Annotated in this window: 18 protein-coding genes; 9 read left to right on the plus strand and 9 right to left on the minus strand. The window is 45.5% G+C overall.

What is annotated here, in order from left to right; genetic code table 11:
* The 3 genes from B2899_RS15750 to B2899_RS15760 all read right to left on the minus strand — a co-directional run.
* Nucleotides 1-662 (minus strand): sigma 54-interacting transcriptional regulator (locus B2899_RS15750; protein WP_286887065.1); only part of this gene is annotated, 662 nt, incomplete at its 3' end.
* A gap of 18 nt (nucleotides 663-680) precedes the next feature.
* Nucleotides 681-908: a membrane protein insertion efficiency factor YidD gene (yidD, locus tag B2899_RS15755; protein WP_218029541.1), complete on the minus strand. Its 228-nt coding sequence runs from the start codon at nucleotides 906-908 to the stop codon at nucleotides 681-683.
* Nucleotides 909-948: 40 nt separating this feature from the next.
* Nucleotides 949-1,956, minus strand: a complete 1,008-nt coding sequence (locus B2899_RS15760) for a CobW family GTP-binding protein (RefSeq protein ID WP_286887069.1) — start codon at nucleotides 1,954-1,956, stop codon at nucleotides 949-951.
* 334 nt (nucleotides 1,957-2,290) lie between these two features.
* On the opposite strand from B2899_RS15760, the gene B2899_RS15765 reads away from it, so the two are divergent.
* From B2899_RS15765 to B2899_RS15775, 3 genes are read left to right on the plus strand one after another with little or no spacing between them, the layout of a single operon-like run.
* Nucleotides 2,291-3,232 carry a YqaJ viral recombinase family protein gene (locus B2899_RS15765; RefSeq protein ID WP_286887072.1) on the plus strand — a complete coding sequence of 314 codons (942 nt, stop codon included), beginning with the start codon at nucleotides 2,291-2,293 and terminating at the stop codon, nucleotides 3,230-3,232.
* A 20-nt stretch (nucleotides 3,233-3,252) separates the two neighbouring features.
* Nucleotides 3,253-4,113: a recombination protein RecT gene (recT, locus tag B2899_RS15770; protein ID WP_146809360.1), complete on the plus strand. Its 861-nt coding sequence runs from the start codon at nucleotides 3,253-3,255 to the stop codon at nucleotides 4,111-4,113.
* A 53-nt stretch (nucleotides 4,114-4,166) separates the two neighbouring features.
* Nucleotides 4,167-4,505 carry a phage holin family protein gene (locus B2899_RS15775; RefSeq protein WP_146809359.1) on the plus strand — a complete coding sequence of 113 codons (339 nt, stop codon included), beginning with the start codon at nucleotides 4,167-4,169 and terminating at the stop codon, nucleotides 4,503-4,505.
* A gap of 50 nt (nucleotides 4,506-4,555) precedes the next feature.
* Here B2899_RS15775 and B2899_RS15780 read toward each other — a convergent pair whose 3' ends face one another.
* Both B2899_RS15780 and tlp read right to left on the minus strand, forming a co-directional pair.
* Nucleotides 4,556-4,753, minus strand: coding sequence for a hypothetical protein (locus B2899_RS15780; RefSeq protein ID WP_146809358.1), 198 nt, complete (start codon nucleotides 4,751-4,753; stop codon nucleotides 4,556-4,558).
* 168 nt (nucleotides 4,754-4,921) lie between these two features.
* Complete coding sequence (gene tlp, locus B2899_RS15785) at nucleotides 4,922-5,149, minus strand: small acid-soluble spore protein Tlp (protein WP_146809357.1); 228 nt, start codon at nucleotides 5,147-5,149, stop codon at nucleotides 4,922-4,924.
* Nucleotides 5,150-5,438: 289 nt separating this feature from the next.
* Between tlp and B2899_RS15790 the strand changes: the two genes are divergently transcribed.
* Entirely contained in the window at nucleotides 5,439-5,966 is a 528-nt protein-coding gene (locus B2899_RS15790; RefSeq protein WP_146809356.1) for a hypothetical protein, read from the plus strand.
* Between the two features lie 36 nt (nucleotides 5,967-6,002).
* Here the strand turns inward: B2899_RS15790 and B2899_RS15795 are convergent, their stop codons facing one another.
* Nucleotides 6,003-6,593 carry a hypothetical protein gene (locus tag B2899_RS15795; RefSeq protein ID WP_146809355.1) on the minus strand — a complete coding sequence of 197 codons (591 nt, stop codon included), beginning with the start codon at nucleotides 6,591-6,593 and terminating at the stop codon, nucleotides 6,003-6,005.
* Nucleotides 6,594-6,612: 19 nt separating this feature from the next.
* Nucleotides 6,613-7,221, minus strand: coding sequence for a DedA family protein (locus tag B2899_RS15800; RefSeq protein WP_286887078.1), 609 nt, complete (start codon nucleotides 7,219-7,221; stop codon nucleotides 6,613-6,615).
* 189 nt (nucleotides 7,222-7,410) lie between these two features.
* Here B2899_RS15800 and B2899_RS15805 point away from each other — a divergent pair, with 189 nt between their 5' ends.
* Both B2899_RS15805 and B2899_RS15810 read left to right on the plus strand, forming a co-directional pair.
* Nucleotides 7,411-8,229 (plus strand): ClpP family protease, encoded by an 819-nt coding sequence (locus B2899_RS15805; protein ID WP_414631789.1) that lies wholly within the window; start codon nucleotides 7,411-7,413, stop codon nucleotides 8,227-8,229.
* Nucleotides 8,226-8,453 carry a YlzJ-like family protein gene (locus B2899_RS15810; RefSeq protein WP_146809353.1) on the plus strand — a complete coding sequence of 76 codons (228 nt, stop codon included), beginning with the start codon at nucleotides 8,226-8,228 and terminating at the stop codon, nucleotides 8,451-8,453. The genes B2899_RS15805 and B2899_RS15810 overlap by 4 nt, the downstream gene beginning before the upstream one ends.
* Before the next feature lie 286 nt (nucleotides 8,454-8,739).
* On the opposite strand, the gene B2899_RS15815 is transcribed toward B2899_RS15810, so the two are convergent.
* Nucleotides 8,740-8,883 carry a hypothetical protein gene (locus B2899_RS15815; RefSeq protein WP_170230194.1) on the minus strand — a complete coding sequence of 48 codons (144 nt, stop codon included), beginning with the start codon at nucleotides 8,881-8,883 and terminating at the stop codon, nucleotides 8,740-8,742.
* 315 nt (nucleotides 8,884-9,198) lie between these two features.
* Between B2899_RS15815 and B2899_RS15820 the strand changes: the two genes are divergently transcribed.
* The 3 genes from B2899_RS15820 (at nucleotide 9,199) to B2899_RS15830 (ending at nucleotide 13,646) form a co-directional block, all read left to right on the plus strand.
* On the plus strand, nucleotides 9,199-10,815 hold the full coding sequence (locus B2899_RS15820) for a spore germination protein (protein ID WP_286887084.1): 1,617 nt from the start codon (nucleotides 9,199-9,201) through the stop codon (nucleotides 10,813-10,815).
* A complete protein-coding gene (locus B2899_RS15825) occupies nucleotides 10,812-11,981 on the plus strand; it encodes a Ger(x)C family spore germination protein (RefSeq protein WP_286887079.1) in 1,170 nt (389 codons plus the stop codon). The genes B2899_RS15820 and B2899_RS15825 overlap by 4 nt, the downstream gene beginning before the upstream one ends.
* A 261-nt stretch (nucleotides 11,982-12,242) precedes the next feature.
* A complete protein-coding gene (locus tag B2899_RS15830; protein ID WP_170230193.1) occupies nucleotides 12,243-13,646 on the plus strand; it encodes a GerAB/ArcD/ProY family transporter in 1,404 nt (467 codons plus the stop codon).
* A gap of 427 nt (nucleotides 13,647-14,073) precedes the next feature.
* On the opposite strand, the gene B2899_RS15835 is transcribed toward B2899_RS15830, so the two are convergent.
* Nucleotides 14,074-14,838 (minus strand): SDR family NAD(P)-dependent oxidoreductase, encoded by a 765-nt coding sequence (locus tag B2899_RS15835; RefSeq protein WP_146809349.1) that lies wholly within the window; start codon nucleotides 14,836-14,838, stop codon nucleotides 14,074-14,076.
* Between the last annotated feature and the right edge of the window lie 106 nt (nucleotides 14,839-14,944).

The raw sequence follows: 14,944 nt of genomic DNA on the forward strand, positions 1-14,944 counted from the left end.
CGTCGTGTACCGAACAACAGTCCTTCAATCAGATGCTCGGGCAGGGCTGCGCAGTTCTGTGAGATAAACGGGCCGGACGAGCGGGCGCTGTCATTGTGAAGGCTCTGGGCGAATAACTCCTTGCCCGTGCCGGTCTCACCCACGATAAGCACGGACGAAGAAGTGCGTGCCGCGCGCCGTGCTGCCTCAATCACCTCACGAATGGCGTCGCTTTCCCCGATGATGCTCTCGAACACGTAGCGTGTGTCTTTATCTTTCATAAAGTTCTCGCGCAGCATGTGCTCCATCCGGGTAATATCGTTGGCAAGTTCAAAGGCAGCAATGGTCCGTCCGTTCTTGACAATCGGAAATGTATTGTTAATGGTCGTAATTTGTTTGCCTTTGGCATTGAAATACGTTTGTTTAACGTTTTTCGTCATCTCACCCTGATGCAGCGCCTGCAGCAGGGTGCTTTCCTGTTCTTTTGTAAAGGTAAAAACGTCAAGCAGGCGCTTGCCGAGCACGGTTTCTTTTTTCATCGCTTCAATCTCGGACATTTTCTCATTGTAGATAATCGAAATGCCGTCTTCATCGATAGCGTGAATGCCTTCATTAATTTGATTCAAAATAAATTCGTAGATTGTAAGCTTTCTCTCCAATTTCTCTCTCTCAAACGCTTCCATTCTTGAGCTCCGTTCCTTTCAGTTTGGTTTCCGCTTCTCGGGTACCGGATCGATGCCGCCCGGATGGAATGGATGGCATTTGGCGATTCGTTTGACGGTCAGCCAGCCGCCTTTGAGCGCCCCGAAGCGCTGAATCGCCTCAAGTCCATAGTGCGAGCAGGTCGGGTAAAACCGGCAGGATGGGGGGAGAAGCGGCGATATGAGCCGCTGGTATAGGCGGATGAAGAAAATCAGTACAGCTTTCATCAGCAAAACTCCTGTTCTGTTCACGCTTGTCCTGCTAAAATCAGCGGGACGTTGCCTTAAGAGATAATTCGTTCCATTTATAACGGATTTCATCTACTGGAAGATCGATGCCGATAAGCACCAAATAGCATTCCTCCGCATCTTCCACCGGTTCCCATTCCGTTCGCTTGGCCGCATACTGCATCAGCTGCATGCCGGATTTGTCTGCTGTTTTCAGGTAGCCTTTGGCACGCAGCAGCTGCGGGTGATAGCTTTTTAGCAGCTTTTCTACTTTCTTTGGCTGCACAGGTTCATTAACGGGCAAGGTATATGTCTGAACACGGGAGTATGATCCTTCGTTCATATTCGCATTTGCATGAGTGTGCTTGTGTGCAGGTTTGACGATGGAGAACGGAGACTTTTTCGCAGCTTCCGTTTTCTCACGTTTGCTTATCGTCTCGAATACCGGTGCTAGATCAATGTCGCTGTATGTCGTAAATAGAATCGGTGAGCGATCGTTTTGCTTATGCAGTGTTTTCAGCAGTTTCGTTTTGTGGCTTTCTTTCATGTCCTCTGTTTTATTAACGATGATGATGTCAGCCACTTCTACTTGGCGCTTGACTGTGCGGACCAGTTGCCTGTCCACTTCAAAAATGCTGGTGTATTCCAGATAATAATACGAATCGAGCGTCGTTAAAATTTTATGGAAGCGGACCTTCTCCTTTACTTGTGGCTCAGTCAGCATATCGACGACCTCTTCCGGATTCGCCACCCCGGTCAGCTCTACCAAAATGACATCCGGCTGCTTGCACAGCAGTTTCTCTATGCTTTCTAGGACCTCGCTTTTTTTGCTGCAGCAAATGCAGCCGTCGAGCAGTTTCTCCATCACCTGATTTTCCTGCAGAGTAGCGTTGACCAGGCGGCCATCCACATCAATTGTGCCGAGTTCGTTCATGAGAACGGCAGGCTGAAGTCCGCGCCGGGTTGCTTCCTGCAGCAGGCGCAGCAGCAGTGTCGTTTTGCCGCTGCCCAAAAAGCCGCTCAAAATTATCACAGGGATCGGTTCCATACGATTGTTCCTCCTCTTTTTCTATATCATATATTGCAACAATTCTTATCATGACAATTCTTTCAGGTATACTTAAAGAGACTTTTCCTCATTATAACCATTGAACGCTATATCGGGCACCAGTCACGTCGAAAAAAATAAACACGGAGCGAGATTTTGCTCCGTGTTTTGCTCGTACAGGCGATTTTAAGCGCCAATTTCTCTTTTCCTTTTCCCGGTCATGTGCATAGATTGCAGCGTGCAAAAAAAGGGGGATGTTTTTTTCTATGGAAAAGAGGGGAAGGTAAGATTGAGAAAGCCGGTTGGCACGTTAGAACGATGCAAAGGAGGAACCATGCAGGCGATACGACTTGTAAACACGACCGACCTGCCGCGGGACGAATGGCTTGCCTGGCGTCGGCAGGGGATTTCCGGCAGTGACGTAGGGGCTATTTGTGGAGTGGATAAGCATAAGAGCGCAATTGCGGTATATCTTGAAAAGATTGGACAGGATGTCGAGCGGGAAGACACGGAAGCCATGCACTTCGGACGGCTTCTTGAAGAGGTCGTGGCTGAAGAATTTACCCGCCGAACCGGATACAAGCTGCAGCGGTGCAATGCCATCCTGCAGCATCCTGAAAAAGAGTGGGTAATGGGCAACATTGACCGGCTAATTATCGAGCCGGAGCGCGGCAACGGTATTCTTGAGATTAAGACTGCTTCGGAATATATGCGCAAAGAATGGGAAGAAAACGGTATTCCTGAAGCCTACCGGCTGCAGCTCCAATGGTATCTGTATATTACAGGGCTTACCTGGGGGGCGTTCGCTGTCCTCATCGGCGGCAACACATTCCACTATCAGATCGTGAAGCGCGATGACGAGTTGATTGCGCTGAGCGTTCAAATCTGTGAACACTTCTGGCATAACCACGTGCTCACCGGCATTCCTCCGCTGCCGGACGGAAGCGAAGCCGCTGCAGACCTTCTTGCCAGCATGTATCCTGAAGGCGAAGCAGACAGTGTAACGGTGCTGCCGGACGAGGCGGAGGAGCTTATTACCCGATGGGAACAGGCGAGCCGGGACATCGAGGAAGCGGAGGAGCGTAAGAGGGAAGCGGAGAACCGGCTGAAAGCGCTCATCGGTCGCCATGAGATCGGCATTACCGGTGAACACCGTGTCAGTTGGAAAAACATTTCACGCCGGACCGTGGACGTGAAGGCGTTAAAAGAGAAGCGCCCTGAGATTTATGAAGAATTTATCCGACCGACGACAATGCGGCGTTTTTTGATCACATAGACGAAGCAGGAGGAGATACGATGGCAGATGATTTAAAAAAGAAACTGGAAGCAAAAGCAAAAGAAACCGGAGCCAGTCCGCCCACGCCCGCGCAAACCATTGGTGCATATTTAAAGAAAATGGAACCGGAAATCGCACGCGTATTGCCGAAACATATGGATGTGGACAGACTGCTGCGTATTGCCTTAACGACCATCCGCACCAATCCGCTGCTTTTGGAGTGCACGGTGCCGTCTCTTCTTGGAGCGGTAATGCAGGCGGCGCAGCTTGGCCTTGAACCCGGCCTGCTCGGTCAGTGCTACATCATTCCGTATGGACGGGAAGCGACATTCATCATCGGGTATAAAGGCATGATTGACCTGGCGCGCCGCTCCGGCAACATTAAAAGCATATACGCACATGAAGTGTATTCCAACGACGAATTTGAATACGAATACGGACTGCATCCGTCGCTTACCCACAAGCCGGCGATGAGCGAGCGCGGCGAATTTATCGGCGTTTATGCGGTAGCACATTTCATGGACGGGGGATATCAGTTCGAATTCATGTCAAAAGAAGAAATCGACAGACGGCGCATGCGCTCCCGTTCGTACAATAGCGGTCCGTGGGTGACCGACTATGAAGAGATGGCGAAAAAGACGGTGATTCGGCATATGTTCAAATACCTGCCGCTTAGTGTAGAGATTATGCGCGGCGTCGCACAGGACGAGACGGTCCGACCGGATGTGAATGAAGAGCCGATTAGCGTATATAATCGGCCGTTGGAAGCTCAGATGATTTCCGCAGAAGAGATTCCGGCCGAGAGGATGCGGGCCGAAAGGGAAGAGAAAGAGGAGAAAGAAGGGACAAGCCGCGGAAGAAAAGACGAAACCGAAGGCTAATGGAGTGTATACTATAAATATAGAAGAGAACGAAAAAGAAAGGGGAAGTTTACATGCGGTGGCTCTGGCATTGGGTATTGTCGGCCGTTTCGCTTCTTATTGTCGCATGGCTGTTTGATGCCATCTGGTTTGACAGCGTGGCTGCGGCCTTTATCGCAGCGCTGGTTCTCGGGTTTATCAACATGATTATCCGCCCGATTCTTCAGCTTTTGGCCCTTCCGATTACAATTTTGACGCTGGGATTGTTTGCCCTTGTTATTAATGCGCTGCTGTTGATGTTAACCGGCAATATCGTACCGGGCTTTCATGTGGAAGGTTTCTTTGCCGCGTTTTTCGCCTCGATTGTGCTGGCGATTGTCCAATGGATCGTATACGGAATTTTTGAAGACTGATAACAAAACAACCGCCCCGGATTAGAGTGAAACCGGGGCGGTTGTGTATGCTAGGCGGCGAGGGCTTTCAAAGCTGCGATGATTTCAAGGCTCTCCTCACGAGTTAATGCCACGCCGTTGTATTTAACGAGTCCGCTGTTCAATAACTCCATCAAATTGAATGAATCATCCCACTGGAGACGGTCATCGAATAGCTCCGTTAATTCAATTGCTTCGCCTGCTGACAGGACTTCTTGAATTTTTCTCATTCTATTCACTTCCTGTTTTTCTTTTCTCCACTTGTTTTTATCTCGAACACACGATTTATATAATATGCGAACCGAAAGAGAATGTAAAGGCAGATTTCGCGTTTTTTATGATGATTATATGGCAGAGAAAGCCGGATGATTCCGGCTTTCTTATTGTAAGCGCTTTGCCTACTCGAAACGGTTTTCCTGAGCTTGCGCCTCGTCTTTGATTTCGTTGCGCATTGATTCGATGCTTGCTCTGCGGCGCTCGTTTTTCGTCTCAATTTGCTGGCGCTGCTCTTGCGTGATATGCGTGTTGCTCATCGTCTCTTCCGCCGCTTCGATGTTTCCGATGGTGTTTTGTACCATTTCTTTCAGCTTTTTCACATTATCTTTGCGGTTATCCGGTTTTGCCATACGATGATTCCTCCTTGGATGGATTGGTGAATGCAACTGCATTACGAAACGTATTGTACGGCAAAAAGCGGCTGCTTATTCTTTCACCCTGGCAAAAGGCAAAATGTAAATTTTGCACCGAACACTAAGCCGCAGAAATCCCCTGAATCCGCCGTATACCGGGGATAGCGTTCAGTGGAAAAGGGTGTTTTGCTTTTATGTTCATGATAGAATATACATATTGCCAAGATGTGAATTGTAGAAAATAAAAGATAGGGCGCAAAAGCGTTCAACCGGGAGTGGATGACGTATGGGGGACAAGCGGAAAATAAGCACGTTGAAAGGATGGCGAAAGCGAAAACAGAACCGTTTGTGGCTGCGCGCCATTCAGGTCATCGGTGTTATTGCGGCGCTCGTTCTTCTTTATAACGGGGCGTTAAGCTTGGTTCGATTGAACACTTCTTATCTGGAAAATACGTTAATTCCGTCACAGAAACTCAGCGCAGTGGCTACGCCTGAAGCCAAAGCGTTTGCTGTAGAGTTTAGCACCAAGTGGTTGACAGCGAAAGGGATCAACCCTGAAATTCGTAAATATTTGGGGCCTGATCTCTCGGTGGAGAAAATACTCTGGCCTCATGGGGAGCGGGTGAAGCAAATCACGATTAAAGATATTGCGCCTGAGGGTCAGTATAAGGGAATGATTACGTTGAATGCGTGGGTCGCCATTGCCGGTGCACAGAAGCAATTTGCCGTTCGTCTGCCGCTGCAGTATATGCCCGAAGTGAAATCGTATCAAGTATCCGGCTACCCGGAGCTTACGGAAATAAACCGCCAGTAAAAAACAGGGCCGCGCCTTTGGACGAGACCCTGTTTTTTATTGACCTGTATTAACTTTCACCTGCAGCTTGGAACTTTTTTCAAGTGTTTTTTTCACCTGATCGTCAAGGATTGCCATTTGCTTTTCCACTTCTTTCAGCGTTTCGGCATCTTTTTGGCGGAGTCCCTGCTCAGCTTTTTTCATCAGCGGAACGTATGCGCCCATCGTACGGTGTATTTCCTGGTGAAAACTTTGCACCTCTTTGTAAGCGGGGAGCTGGAGCGTCTTTAGCTCACCCAACGTTTTTTCATAATCGGCAATGGCCGTTGCCACCTGGGTGCGTGCTTGTCTTTTCGTCAGCTTTTGCTCGCTTAAACCGGTGAATGCCTCAAAAAAAGCGGCCCGTTTCTCTCCCAATTTTTTGACCGAGGCCGCCACTGATTCAAAATAACGATCCAGCTCCTGTCGGGCGCTATTTATCTTCTGTTCCCGCTTTTGCTCTTGTTTTTCCGCGATTTTGGCGGTAAGCTCCTGCTCTGTTGGTACGCTGTCTTTGCTGCGGCAGCCCCCAAGCGTGAGAGCGGCGGTCAGGCCGATAACGATTGCGGTCAGCAATATTCGTGAACTTTGTTTTTTAGCCCTCTTCATACACATATCCCCTTTTCTGTTAGCTGGAGAAGCGAGAAGATTTTTTGCGCTTGCGAAGACTCATCAGCAGATAAATTACCGTACCTGCGACCGCAATCCAGATAATTGGCTCGATAAAAGGCTTGGCGAATTCGTCGATTTGCTCCCAGCGTGCACCCAGCTGCATTCCCAGATACACGAATAGAATGGACCAGGGAATAACCGCTAGTGTGGTATACATAATAAATTTAACGACAGACATGCGGGCAATCCCGGCAGGAATGGAAATTGCGTGCCGGACAACCGGAATGAAGCGGGCGGTAAAAATGACGCCTACGCCATACCGGTTGAACCATTCTTCTGCTTTGTCGATTTCTTTTTTACGAATCAACAGGTATTTTCCGTATTTCTCAAGGAACGGACGTCCGCCATAATAGCCCATCCAATATAAAAACAGTTGGGCAATGGTGCCGCCGATCGTACCGGCGATAATCGCACCTGCAAAGTTGATTTTCCCTTGCGATACAAGATAACCGCCATAAGACAGAACAATCTCGCTTGGAATGACTTCCAGCATAAGCCCTATGGCAATTCCGAAATACCCCAGGTCGCTGAGAAAGGTTAATACCGACCGAATAAACTCTTCCATAAGTCCTCCTGTCTTTTGCTAAGCTTTCCGCTTTTCTTCACTTTACCATTGTACAGGCAAGCACGCTCATTCTACAAGGGAAAGCTGAATGGACATGAAGTCTGAAAAAAGCACTACATTATTCAGGAGTTTTCATGGATTTTTTCTTATTTAGGTGGATGCATGCTTTTTCTTGCGGAAATTCATACTATGAGTACTAAGAAAATGGAGGGAAACGATGTGCAAGAACAAATGAATGGGCTGGATCCCCAGACGCAACCACAACCAATGCCGGAGAAACCGAGGGAGCTGTCTCCGAACCCTCCGCTGACCGGTGAGCCGCGCAAAGCAGTGACGGAAATGATTCAGCAGTTCGGACAGACAAACGTACCGGCTATGACTGACAGCAACATCTACTGCTTGCCGATTATCGGGCAGATCGAAGGACATGTCCAACTGCCGCCGCAAAATAAGACGACTAAGTATGAACACCTGATTCCCCAGCTGGTGGCAGCGGAGCAGAATCCGAACGTTGAAGGTGTACTGGTAATTTTAAATACAGTGGGCGGCGATGTGGAAGCGGGCCTGGCGATTGCAGAAATGATCGCGTCAATATCGAAACCGACCGTATCGCTCGTGCTAGGCGGCGGCCACAGCATTGGGGTACCGATCGCCGTGGCAACCGACTATTCGTTTATCGCAGAGACGGCCACGATGACCATCCATCCTGTGCGTCTGACCGGCCTTGTCATTGGCGTGGCGGAAAGCTTTGAATACCTGGAGAAAATGCAGGATCGCGTTGTGAACTTCGTCGTGCGCCATTCGAGGATTGAAGAGCAGAAGTTCCGTGAATTGATGCTGAAAGTCGGCGAGTTGAGCCGGGATGTAGGTACGAACATAGTCGGCGCGAAAGCGGTCGAGTTCGGTCTGATTGACGAGATTGGCGGACTCGGTGCAGCCATGCAGGAGTTGAGAAATCGAATCGAAGCGCGGCGTCCGGCTCAGCCGGTGGAGCAGGTGGTGCAATGATTATTTATTCTACGCTGCCCATGGATTTGATTTTCCAGAACGAGGACCCGGCTGCTTATGAGAATATGGAGATTCAATTGAACGGATTGACGATGCTGGTGAAGCCGTGCGGCACCAATGAAGCTCGCATCGTACGGTTGATTAGTCCGAATCCGTACGACTACATGAACCCGTCGTATGCGCCGGGTCAGAAGATTTATTTCCGCCCGGATATTACCAATTAAATTATGACCTCGTCAATGATTTTGGCCGGTGTATTCTTTTGCGCTGTCGCACAATTCATCATATAGAAGCTGATTACTCACCCGAGAATGGCGCAAGAAGCAGCCTCCCCGCTTCCATTTGGGGAGGCTGTTTTTCAGTTTTGTTGTTAATCAGCGATATTTCTTAAAGGCTAAAAAATAAAACCCCCGGGTAAGAGAGGAAAACCCCGGGAGCTCCGATCATACTTGTCCGAGATGATACTTCGTATTAGATTTCCTCTTCATCAATAGCTTGTACCAGATATATTTATTTCGAACTTCTTTTTTTCTTTTTATGAGCAGGAAAATACTTTTTGAGTTCGTTTTTATCAATATCATCAAGACCATATCGGCGAATGACATGATATAGGCGGCCAGGAGATTTACGCAGCTTTTTCTTTTTAGGGCTCATTTTATAGGCACCCCCTTTTCTAATAAGGTTACGTATATAAAAAGCAACATGTTCTAAACAGACAGGAAGGTTCCTTTATTAAGAGAAGGGGGGCATTTGCTCTCTTGCGTTATTATTTTATTCTCTTGCATTTATTTTAGAAACGGTAAATATCTTGATAGACAAGCACAATTTAAGAAAAAAACGTCCAGCAAGCGAGCAGTGCGTTAAAGCGAATAGCGTGTGTATCTAGAAAACCATATAAACAAGTACATAGCTTTTTAAAATATGAGAAATACTACCTTTAGCTTTACGGTGAGGGGGGATTTGTTTAGAATGAAACGCACTCGAAAACAAAAGCGAGAAGTGGAAGAACAAGTACAACAATTAAATGATAAAGATATATACGAATTGACTTCACTCCCTATCTCTTCTTCTTTGGAGGAGAATAAAAAGATTTTAGACCAGTTGTTTAAAGATAGTTCGGATATTGTCATTCGGGAATTTACATTTCATGACGGAAAGCCGGCCATTGCCATTTTTGTGGATGGATTGATTCATACACAAGGGATAAACGATGTACTCAAGTCGATTATGGTTTTCAAAGGAGAAGGAACAAACATTGAAGTTTTGAAAAGAGCCGTGATTCCCTCTGCACAAATCGCTCATGTAGATAATTATGCCGATTTTCTACAGCCGGTATTATCCGGAGATACGGGTATTTTTATTGAAGGGGTAGGTTCAGCCTTGTTGCTCGGTATTCGTGGGCCGCAATTACGTTCAGTCGGAGAACCTGAATCTGAATCCGTCATAAGAGGTCCAAGAGAAGGATTTATTGAAAGTCTGCGTACGAATACAGCTTTGATACGGCGAAGACTGAAAACCCCAAGGCTTAAAATTAAACCTTTGATGTTGGGGAAAGAAAGCAATACAAACATCGCATTAGCTTATATTGAGGGAATTGTCGACCCGGAAACGTTAAAAGAAGTGCAACAGCGCTTACAAAAAATTGAAATTGATGCCATTTTAGAAACCGGATACATTGAAGAATTAATCGAAGACAGCACATTTTCTCCTTTTCCCCAGGTTCAGTATTCAGAACGACCCGATACGGTGGCTGCGGCATTATTAGAAGGAAGAATCGCCATCATGGTCGATGGTACGCCTATTGTGTTAATTGTTCCTACCACGTTCTGGACTATGATGCAGGCAAACGAAGACTATTACGAGCGCTTTCAAATAGCGACGCTGATTCGTTGGCTTCGTTATTTTTCTTTGGCTCTTTCTTTGTTAACACCCGCTATGTATGTGGCCGTAACAACGTATCATCAAGCGATGTTGCCAACAACATTATTATTAAGTGTTGCTGCTGCAAGGGAAACGATTCCGTTCCCGGCCGTTGTTGAAACGTTAATCATGGAGGTTTCCTTTGAAGCGCTGCGGGAAGCAGGGGTGCGGTTGCCTAAAACAGTAGGTCAGGCCGTCAGTATCCTTGGCGCTTTGGTTGTCGGACAAGCCGCAGTACAGGCTGGAATTGTATCCGCCCCCATGGTTATTGTCGTCTCCATTACAGGTATCGCTTCGTTTACCATCCCACGGTACAACAGCGCCATTACTTTTCGAATGCTACGCTTCCCTTTAATTATTGCTGCTTCCTTATTTGGAATATATGGCATTATGCTTGGAATTATCCTCATACTCGGTCACATGGCAAATCTTCGTTCTTTTGGTGTTCCATACTTATCCCCTATCTCTCCTTTTTCTACAAAGGATATAAAGGATGTCGCGTTTCGTATGCCGTGGCCGCTAATGATTAAGCGTCCCTCTTTTTTTTCTATCGGGGATGAAGACCGGATGGGCAGAGAATTACAGAGAGCAGTGTTGGAAGAAGGGGGACAAACAGGAAAATACATTGAACATGATACGAATCAACGAGAGAAGGATAATGAATGAGAAGACGAAAAGCTTGTTTTATTTTATTTTCTTTCATTGTTTTGCTTGTTTGTTCCGGATGCTGGGATCGAAGAGAAATCAACGATACAGCTATTGTCATTGCCATAGCTATTGACAAAGAAAAGGATGGACTTTATCGTTTTTCGGTTCAAGTACCTTTGGTTGGCCAATTGGGTGGCCCGGGAGGTGGGGGAGGTGGAACGGGGGGAGTGAAAAGTTATTATATCGACTCAGAAGTAGGACAAACCATTCGTGAAGCCGGTGTCCGGTTACAAAGAAGGATGGCAAGAGAACTGTTTTATGCCCATCAACGTGTTGTCATTGTTGGAGAAGAACTGGCTAGAGAGGGAATTTCTCCGATCTTTGATATTTTGGCTCGTTTTCCTGAAAATCGATTAACCGCTTATATGGTGGTTGCAAAAGGAGAGGGCCGTGCTTTATTGGAGGCTCAACCAAAATTCGAACGGTATTCGGGGGAGGCTATGAGAGAGATTGTAAAAACCTTTGCTCTTCCTATAAATATAAAAGAAATTGCGTATATGCTTACCGAACCGAATACGGATCCGATCATTCCCATGATGCGCGTTGTTGAGACCAAATCGAGTGAAAAGTCAAAAGAAGTACAGGTTACAGGATATGCCCAATTTCGTCGAGATAAGATGGTCGCTTTATTTCCGCCAAAAGCATCGAATGGACTGAACTGGTTCTCGACTCGTTTTATTCCTTATAATACTGTGCTGGATTTGGGCAAACAGGGAAAAGTAAATATAGCGTTTGAAACAGGAAACGTGAATATTACTCCGATTTTGCAGGGGGATCGCCTTCGTTTCCGTATAAAGGTTAATTCACAAGCTTCTATACAGGAAAATACATCCAATATTAATTTTGACATAGAATCTAATGTGAAAGAGCTGGAAAGGAAATTAAACCAACATATCAAAAATACGATTGAGAGTACGCTTAATCAAATGAAGAAACGTTCAACAGATAACATTGGGTTGGGCCTGAAAGTTTTTAGATACTATCCTGATCAATGGAAAGAAAAATACAAAGAAGATTGGAGAAGTCACTTAAAAAATGTTGGGTTTACATATGACATTCACGCGCAGGTTATTAATATAGGTCAAACATATACAAACATTACTCGAGGTCGTAGAGATGAATAAAACCTTTTGGGTGATTTTCTTATCCATATATGTCGTAACGTTACTGTACGAATATAAGAAAATGAAGAGGGCTTCAAACAAGGAAAAAGGCATTTTTTATGCTTTTTCCTTGTTATGCTTATTTTTTATCACAGCAGCGCTTTTCGGCATAAAAGTATATATGCCGATGCAGTTTTTTGTCGATTATATATCTCCAATTACACGGTCATTAGCAAATCGCTACTTAGACCCAATTATTAAGTAAGAAAGGTGTGAATCCTTTTGATTACAAAACAAGTCATTGATCACAGGCAGCTAGCCTGGCTGACAGCTTCCATCCTTATTACGGAAACGCTGGCTAGTATACCGCATGGCTTAGCTAACATTTCCAAAACTGATGTTTGGTTTACGCAAATTATTCCGATTCTATATGCCTTGCTGATTGCTTCTTTCTTCTATACCGTATCAAAGAAGTTTCCCGGAAAAAACATTTTTGAAGTTACTTCTCTTCTACTAGGAAATTGGGGCGGGAAAGCTGTTAACATTCTTTTCTTTCTTTATATTTGGATCATATTGGTTCGTGATGTGAGAGAAATTTCTGAATTTGTCGGTTTCTTTCTTCTTAGTGAGACGCCGAGCGAAGTCATTTTGTTTTTATTTATATTGGTTATGCTTTATTACGGCAAGACAAGTATAGAGGTAATCGCCCGGGTTAATGCGTTATTTGTCCCTGTTTATTTGCTCGCAATGGCTTTTTTGCCTGTACTTTTAGCAAATGAAATTAACCCGGAACGGGCGCTACCTATATTATCTACTGGATTTTTGCCGCTTGGCACTGCTAATGTAATAGGTTTAAGTTCTTATGGCGACCTTTTAATCCTGGGAGCCTTCTTGCCTTCTTTAGCCGATACTCGTCTGTTCAAAGCGTCTGTACGATATGGAACCCTACTTGCAGGGGTTGTTATTACCATTGTCTTATTCGTTGCCATTGTTGCCATGGGTGCTACGATAACAAGTAAGTTTTATTACCCTGTGTATCTACTGGTTGAGCAAATCCATATCACTGATTTTTTAGACCGGGTGGAAGTTCTTCTTTTTAGCGCCTGGTTTCCTGCCTTCACTTTAAAAATCATGGTTCTGTATTCTGCTTTTTTTATTTGCCTCGGTGCCATTTTCAATAACACGGATTGCCGTAAATTTAATATTCAGGGGGGCGTGTTTATTTTTTTAACCTCATACTTTTCCTTTGAAAGAATAAACGAGCTTGCCCACTTCATCAAGTATAGTCTGCCGCTTATTGTTTTAGGATTTCAACCTGCTTTTATGCTCCTTATCTATACGGTATCAAAGCTAAGCAAGAAAACAACTCATTCGAACATAGAAATTACAGATGGACAAGTGGACGAGAGTGAAAACAAGCAAGTAGGAAGTGTAAATACGGATGTGGATAAAAAACCAAAAGCTTGCCGAAGCACATGGTTTACTTGGAGCGCCCTGGCTTTTGTCATACTTGGTAAGGTGCTTCATTCCTTTTCGATGTGGTTCGCTATTGCTTGCGCCGCCGCTTATTTTACCTCACTATTGTTAGCGCTGTGGTTTAGTTATCAAACATTTCGAAGGTCCAGAAGGCGATCACTGCAGGAAAATGTTCAACACGAACCTTCGCTTGAAGGTGCTAAGGGGTGATTGGATTGAACAAAAACAAAGGGGCTCCCGCTTACTTATGGGACAGCCCCTTCTTCGTATTTTATTGCTTTCGCTATAACTTCTTCCTCATCGCATTCTATGCAATAAAGTGCTTTTTCTTCGATTTCATACTTAGTGATGAGAGTGCCTTTTTTTCCTGCGGTGACAGCGAACAATAGCAACTTGACCAGGGCGTAGGGTTACAAATACAAAACGACCACGGCGTGTGACCAATGATACCCCTCCTTTTTGCTAAGTTACTGTATTATATGAAGAGAATTATCTGTATGATATAGACTGTAGTACAAGTTTTCCTTAAGTAATTTTTGTCCGGTATAACATCTATAAGCGGAACCGTAAAGTAAAAATGTCCGTAAATGGAGAAACTGACAAAATGAAGAGAACGGTGAGATAAACTTATTTTATCTTACCAGGCAACCCAGCCTCCGTCGACAGGTAACGTATGACCTGTCACAAAGTTCGATAAGTCTGAAGCGAGATACAGTACAGCACCCGCAACATCTTCCGGCTGCGCTAACTTACCCATAGGAATCCTTCGAATGACCTCTTCATAAAACTCCTTATTCTCCAGCATCGGTCTGGTTAGGGGAGTTTCTACAAAGGTTGGCGCAATGGCGTTTACCTGAATGTTATAAGGAGCCCACTCGATTCCCAATACTTTTGTCAGTTGAACAACACCCCCTTTGCTTGTACAATAAGCCGCTCTTTTGTATAGTCCAACCAGTCCCATCTGTGAGGCCATGTTGATAACTTTACCGCCACCCTGTTTTGCCATATGCTTACCTACTTCCTGACAGCAGAAGAAGAGCCCTTTTACATTTACATTCATGATGCGGTCCCACTCTGCTTCTGTTACATCAAACGCCTCATTCAAAACGTTCGTTCCCGCATTATTGACAAGAATGTCAATTCGCCCAAAGCGTTGAATGACCTGGTTAACCATCTTTCTTATATCCTCTACTTTGGAAGCATCAGCACTAACAGCAAAAATTTCCGCATTCGGATAGCGTTTCGCTATATGGCGTTTGGCATCTTCCAGAGCGTCTTTTCTTCTCCCTACGATGGCTACGGAAGCTCCGGCCTGGCATAACGATTCAGCGACGGATAACCCGATTCCTGCGCTTCCTCCCGTTACTAATGCTATTTTTCCTGTTAAGTCAATGTTTTTCAACGTTTATCACTCCTCTACATTAGCGCTTCATGAACTTTCTCTTTTTTAATGGGATCAAAACTCATAACGACACCTCTTCTTTTTTTCTTGACCCCTCTTTCCCTAA

This window comes from Aneurinibacillus sp. UBA3580 (assembly GCF_002375825.1).
Classification (GTDB): Bacteria; Bacillota; Bacilli; order Aneurinibacillales; family Aneurinibacillaceae; genus Aneurinibacillus; species Aneurinibacillus danicus.

Coding starts and splice junctions, on each gene's coding strand:
- B2899_RS15760 (WP_286887069.1), bottom strand. CDS start 1,956: ATGGAACCGATCCCTGTGATAATTTTGAGCGGCTTTTTGGGCAGCGGC.
- B2899_RS15805 (WP_414631789.1), top strand. CDS start 7,411: ATGAGTACTAAGAAAATGGAGGGAAACGATGTGCAAGAACAAATGAAT.
- B2899_RS15775 (WP_146809359.1), top strand. CDS start 4,167: ATGCGGTGGCTCTGGCATTGGGTATTGTCGGCCGTTTCGCTTCTTATT.
- B2899_RS15810 (WP_146809353.1), top strand. CDS start 8,226: ATGATTATTTATTCTACGCTGCCCATGGATTTGATTTTCCAGAACGAG.
- B2899_RS15815 (WP_170230194.1), bottom strand. CDS start 8,883: ATGAGCCCTAAAAAGAAAAAGCTGCGTAAATCTCCTGGCCGCCTATAT.
- tlp (WP_146809357.1), bottom strand. CDS start 5,149: ATGGCAAAACCGGATAACCGCAAAGATAATGTGAAAAAGCTGAAAGAA.
- recT (WP_146809360.1), top strand. CDS start 3,253: ATGGCAGATGATTTAAAAAAGAAACTGGAAGCAAAAGCAAAAGAAACC.
- B2899_RS15820 (WP_286887084.1), top strand. CDS start 9,199: ATGAAACGCACTCGAAAACAAAAGCGAGAAGTGGAAGAACAAGTACAA.
- B2899_RS15765 (WP_286887072.1), top strand. CDS start 2,291: ATGCAGGCGATACGACTTGTAAACACGACCGACCTGCCGCGGGACGAA.
- B2899_RS15800 (WP_286887078.1), bottom strand. CDS start 7,221: ATGGAAGAGTTTATTCGGTCGGTATTAACCTTTCTCAGCGACCTGGGG.
- yidD (WP_218029541.1), bottom strand. CDS start 908: ATGAAAGCTGTACTGATTTTCTTCATCCGCCTATACCAGCGGCTCATA.
- B2899_RS15795 (WP_146809355.1), bottom strand. CDS start 6,593: ATGAAGAGGGCTAAAAAACAAAGTTCACGAATATTGCTGACCGCAATC.
- B2899_RS15825 (WP_286887079.1), top strand. CDS start 10,812: ATGAGAAGACGAAAAGCTTGTTTTATTTTATTTTCTTTCATTGTTTTG.
- B2899_RS15780 (WP_146809358.1), bottom strand. CDS start 4,753: ATGAGAAAAATTCAAGAAGTCCTGTCAGCAGGCGAAGCAATTGAATTA.
- B2899_RS15790 (WP_146809356.1), top strand. CDS start 5,439: ATGGGGGACAAGCGGAAAATAAGCACGTTGAAAGGATGGCGAAAGCGA.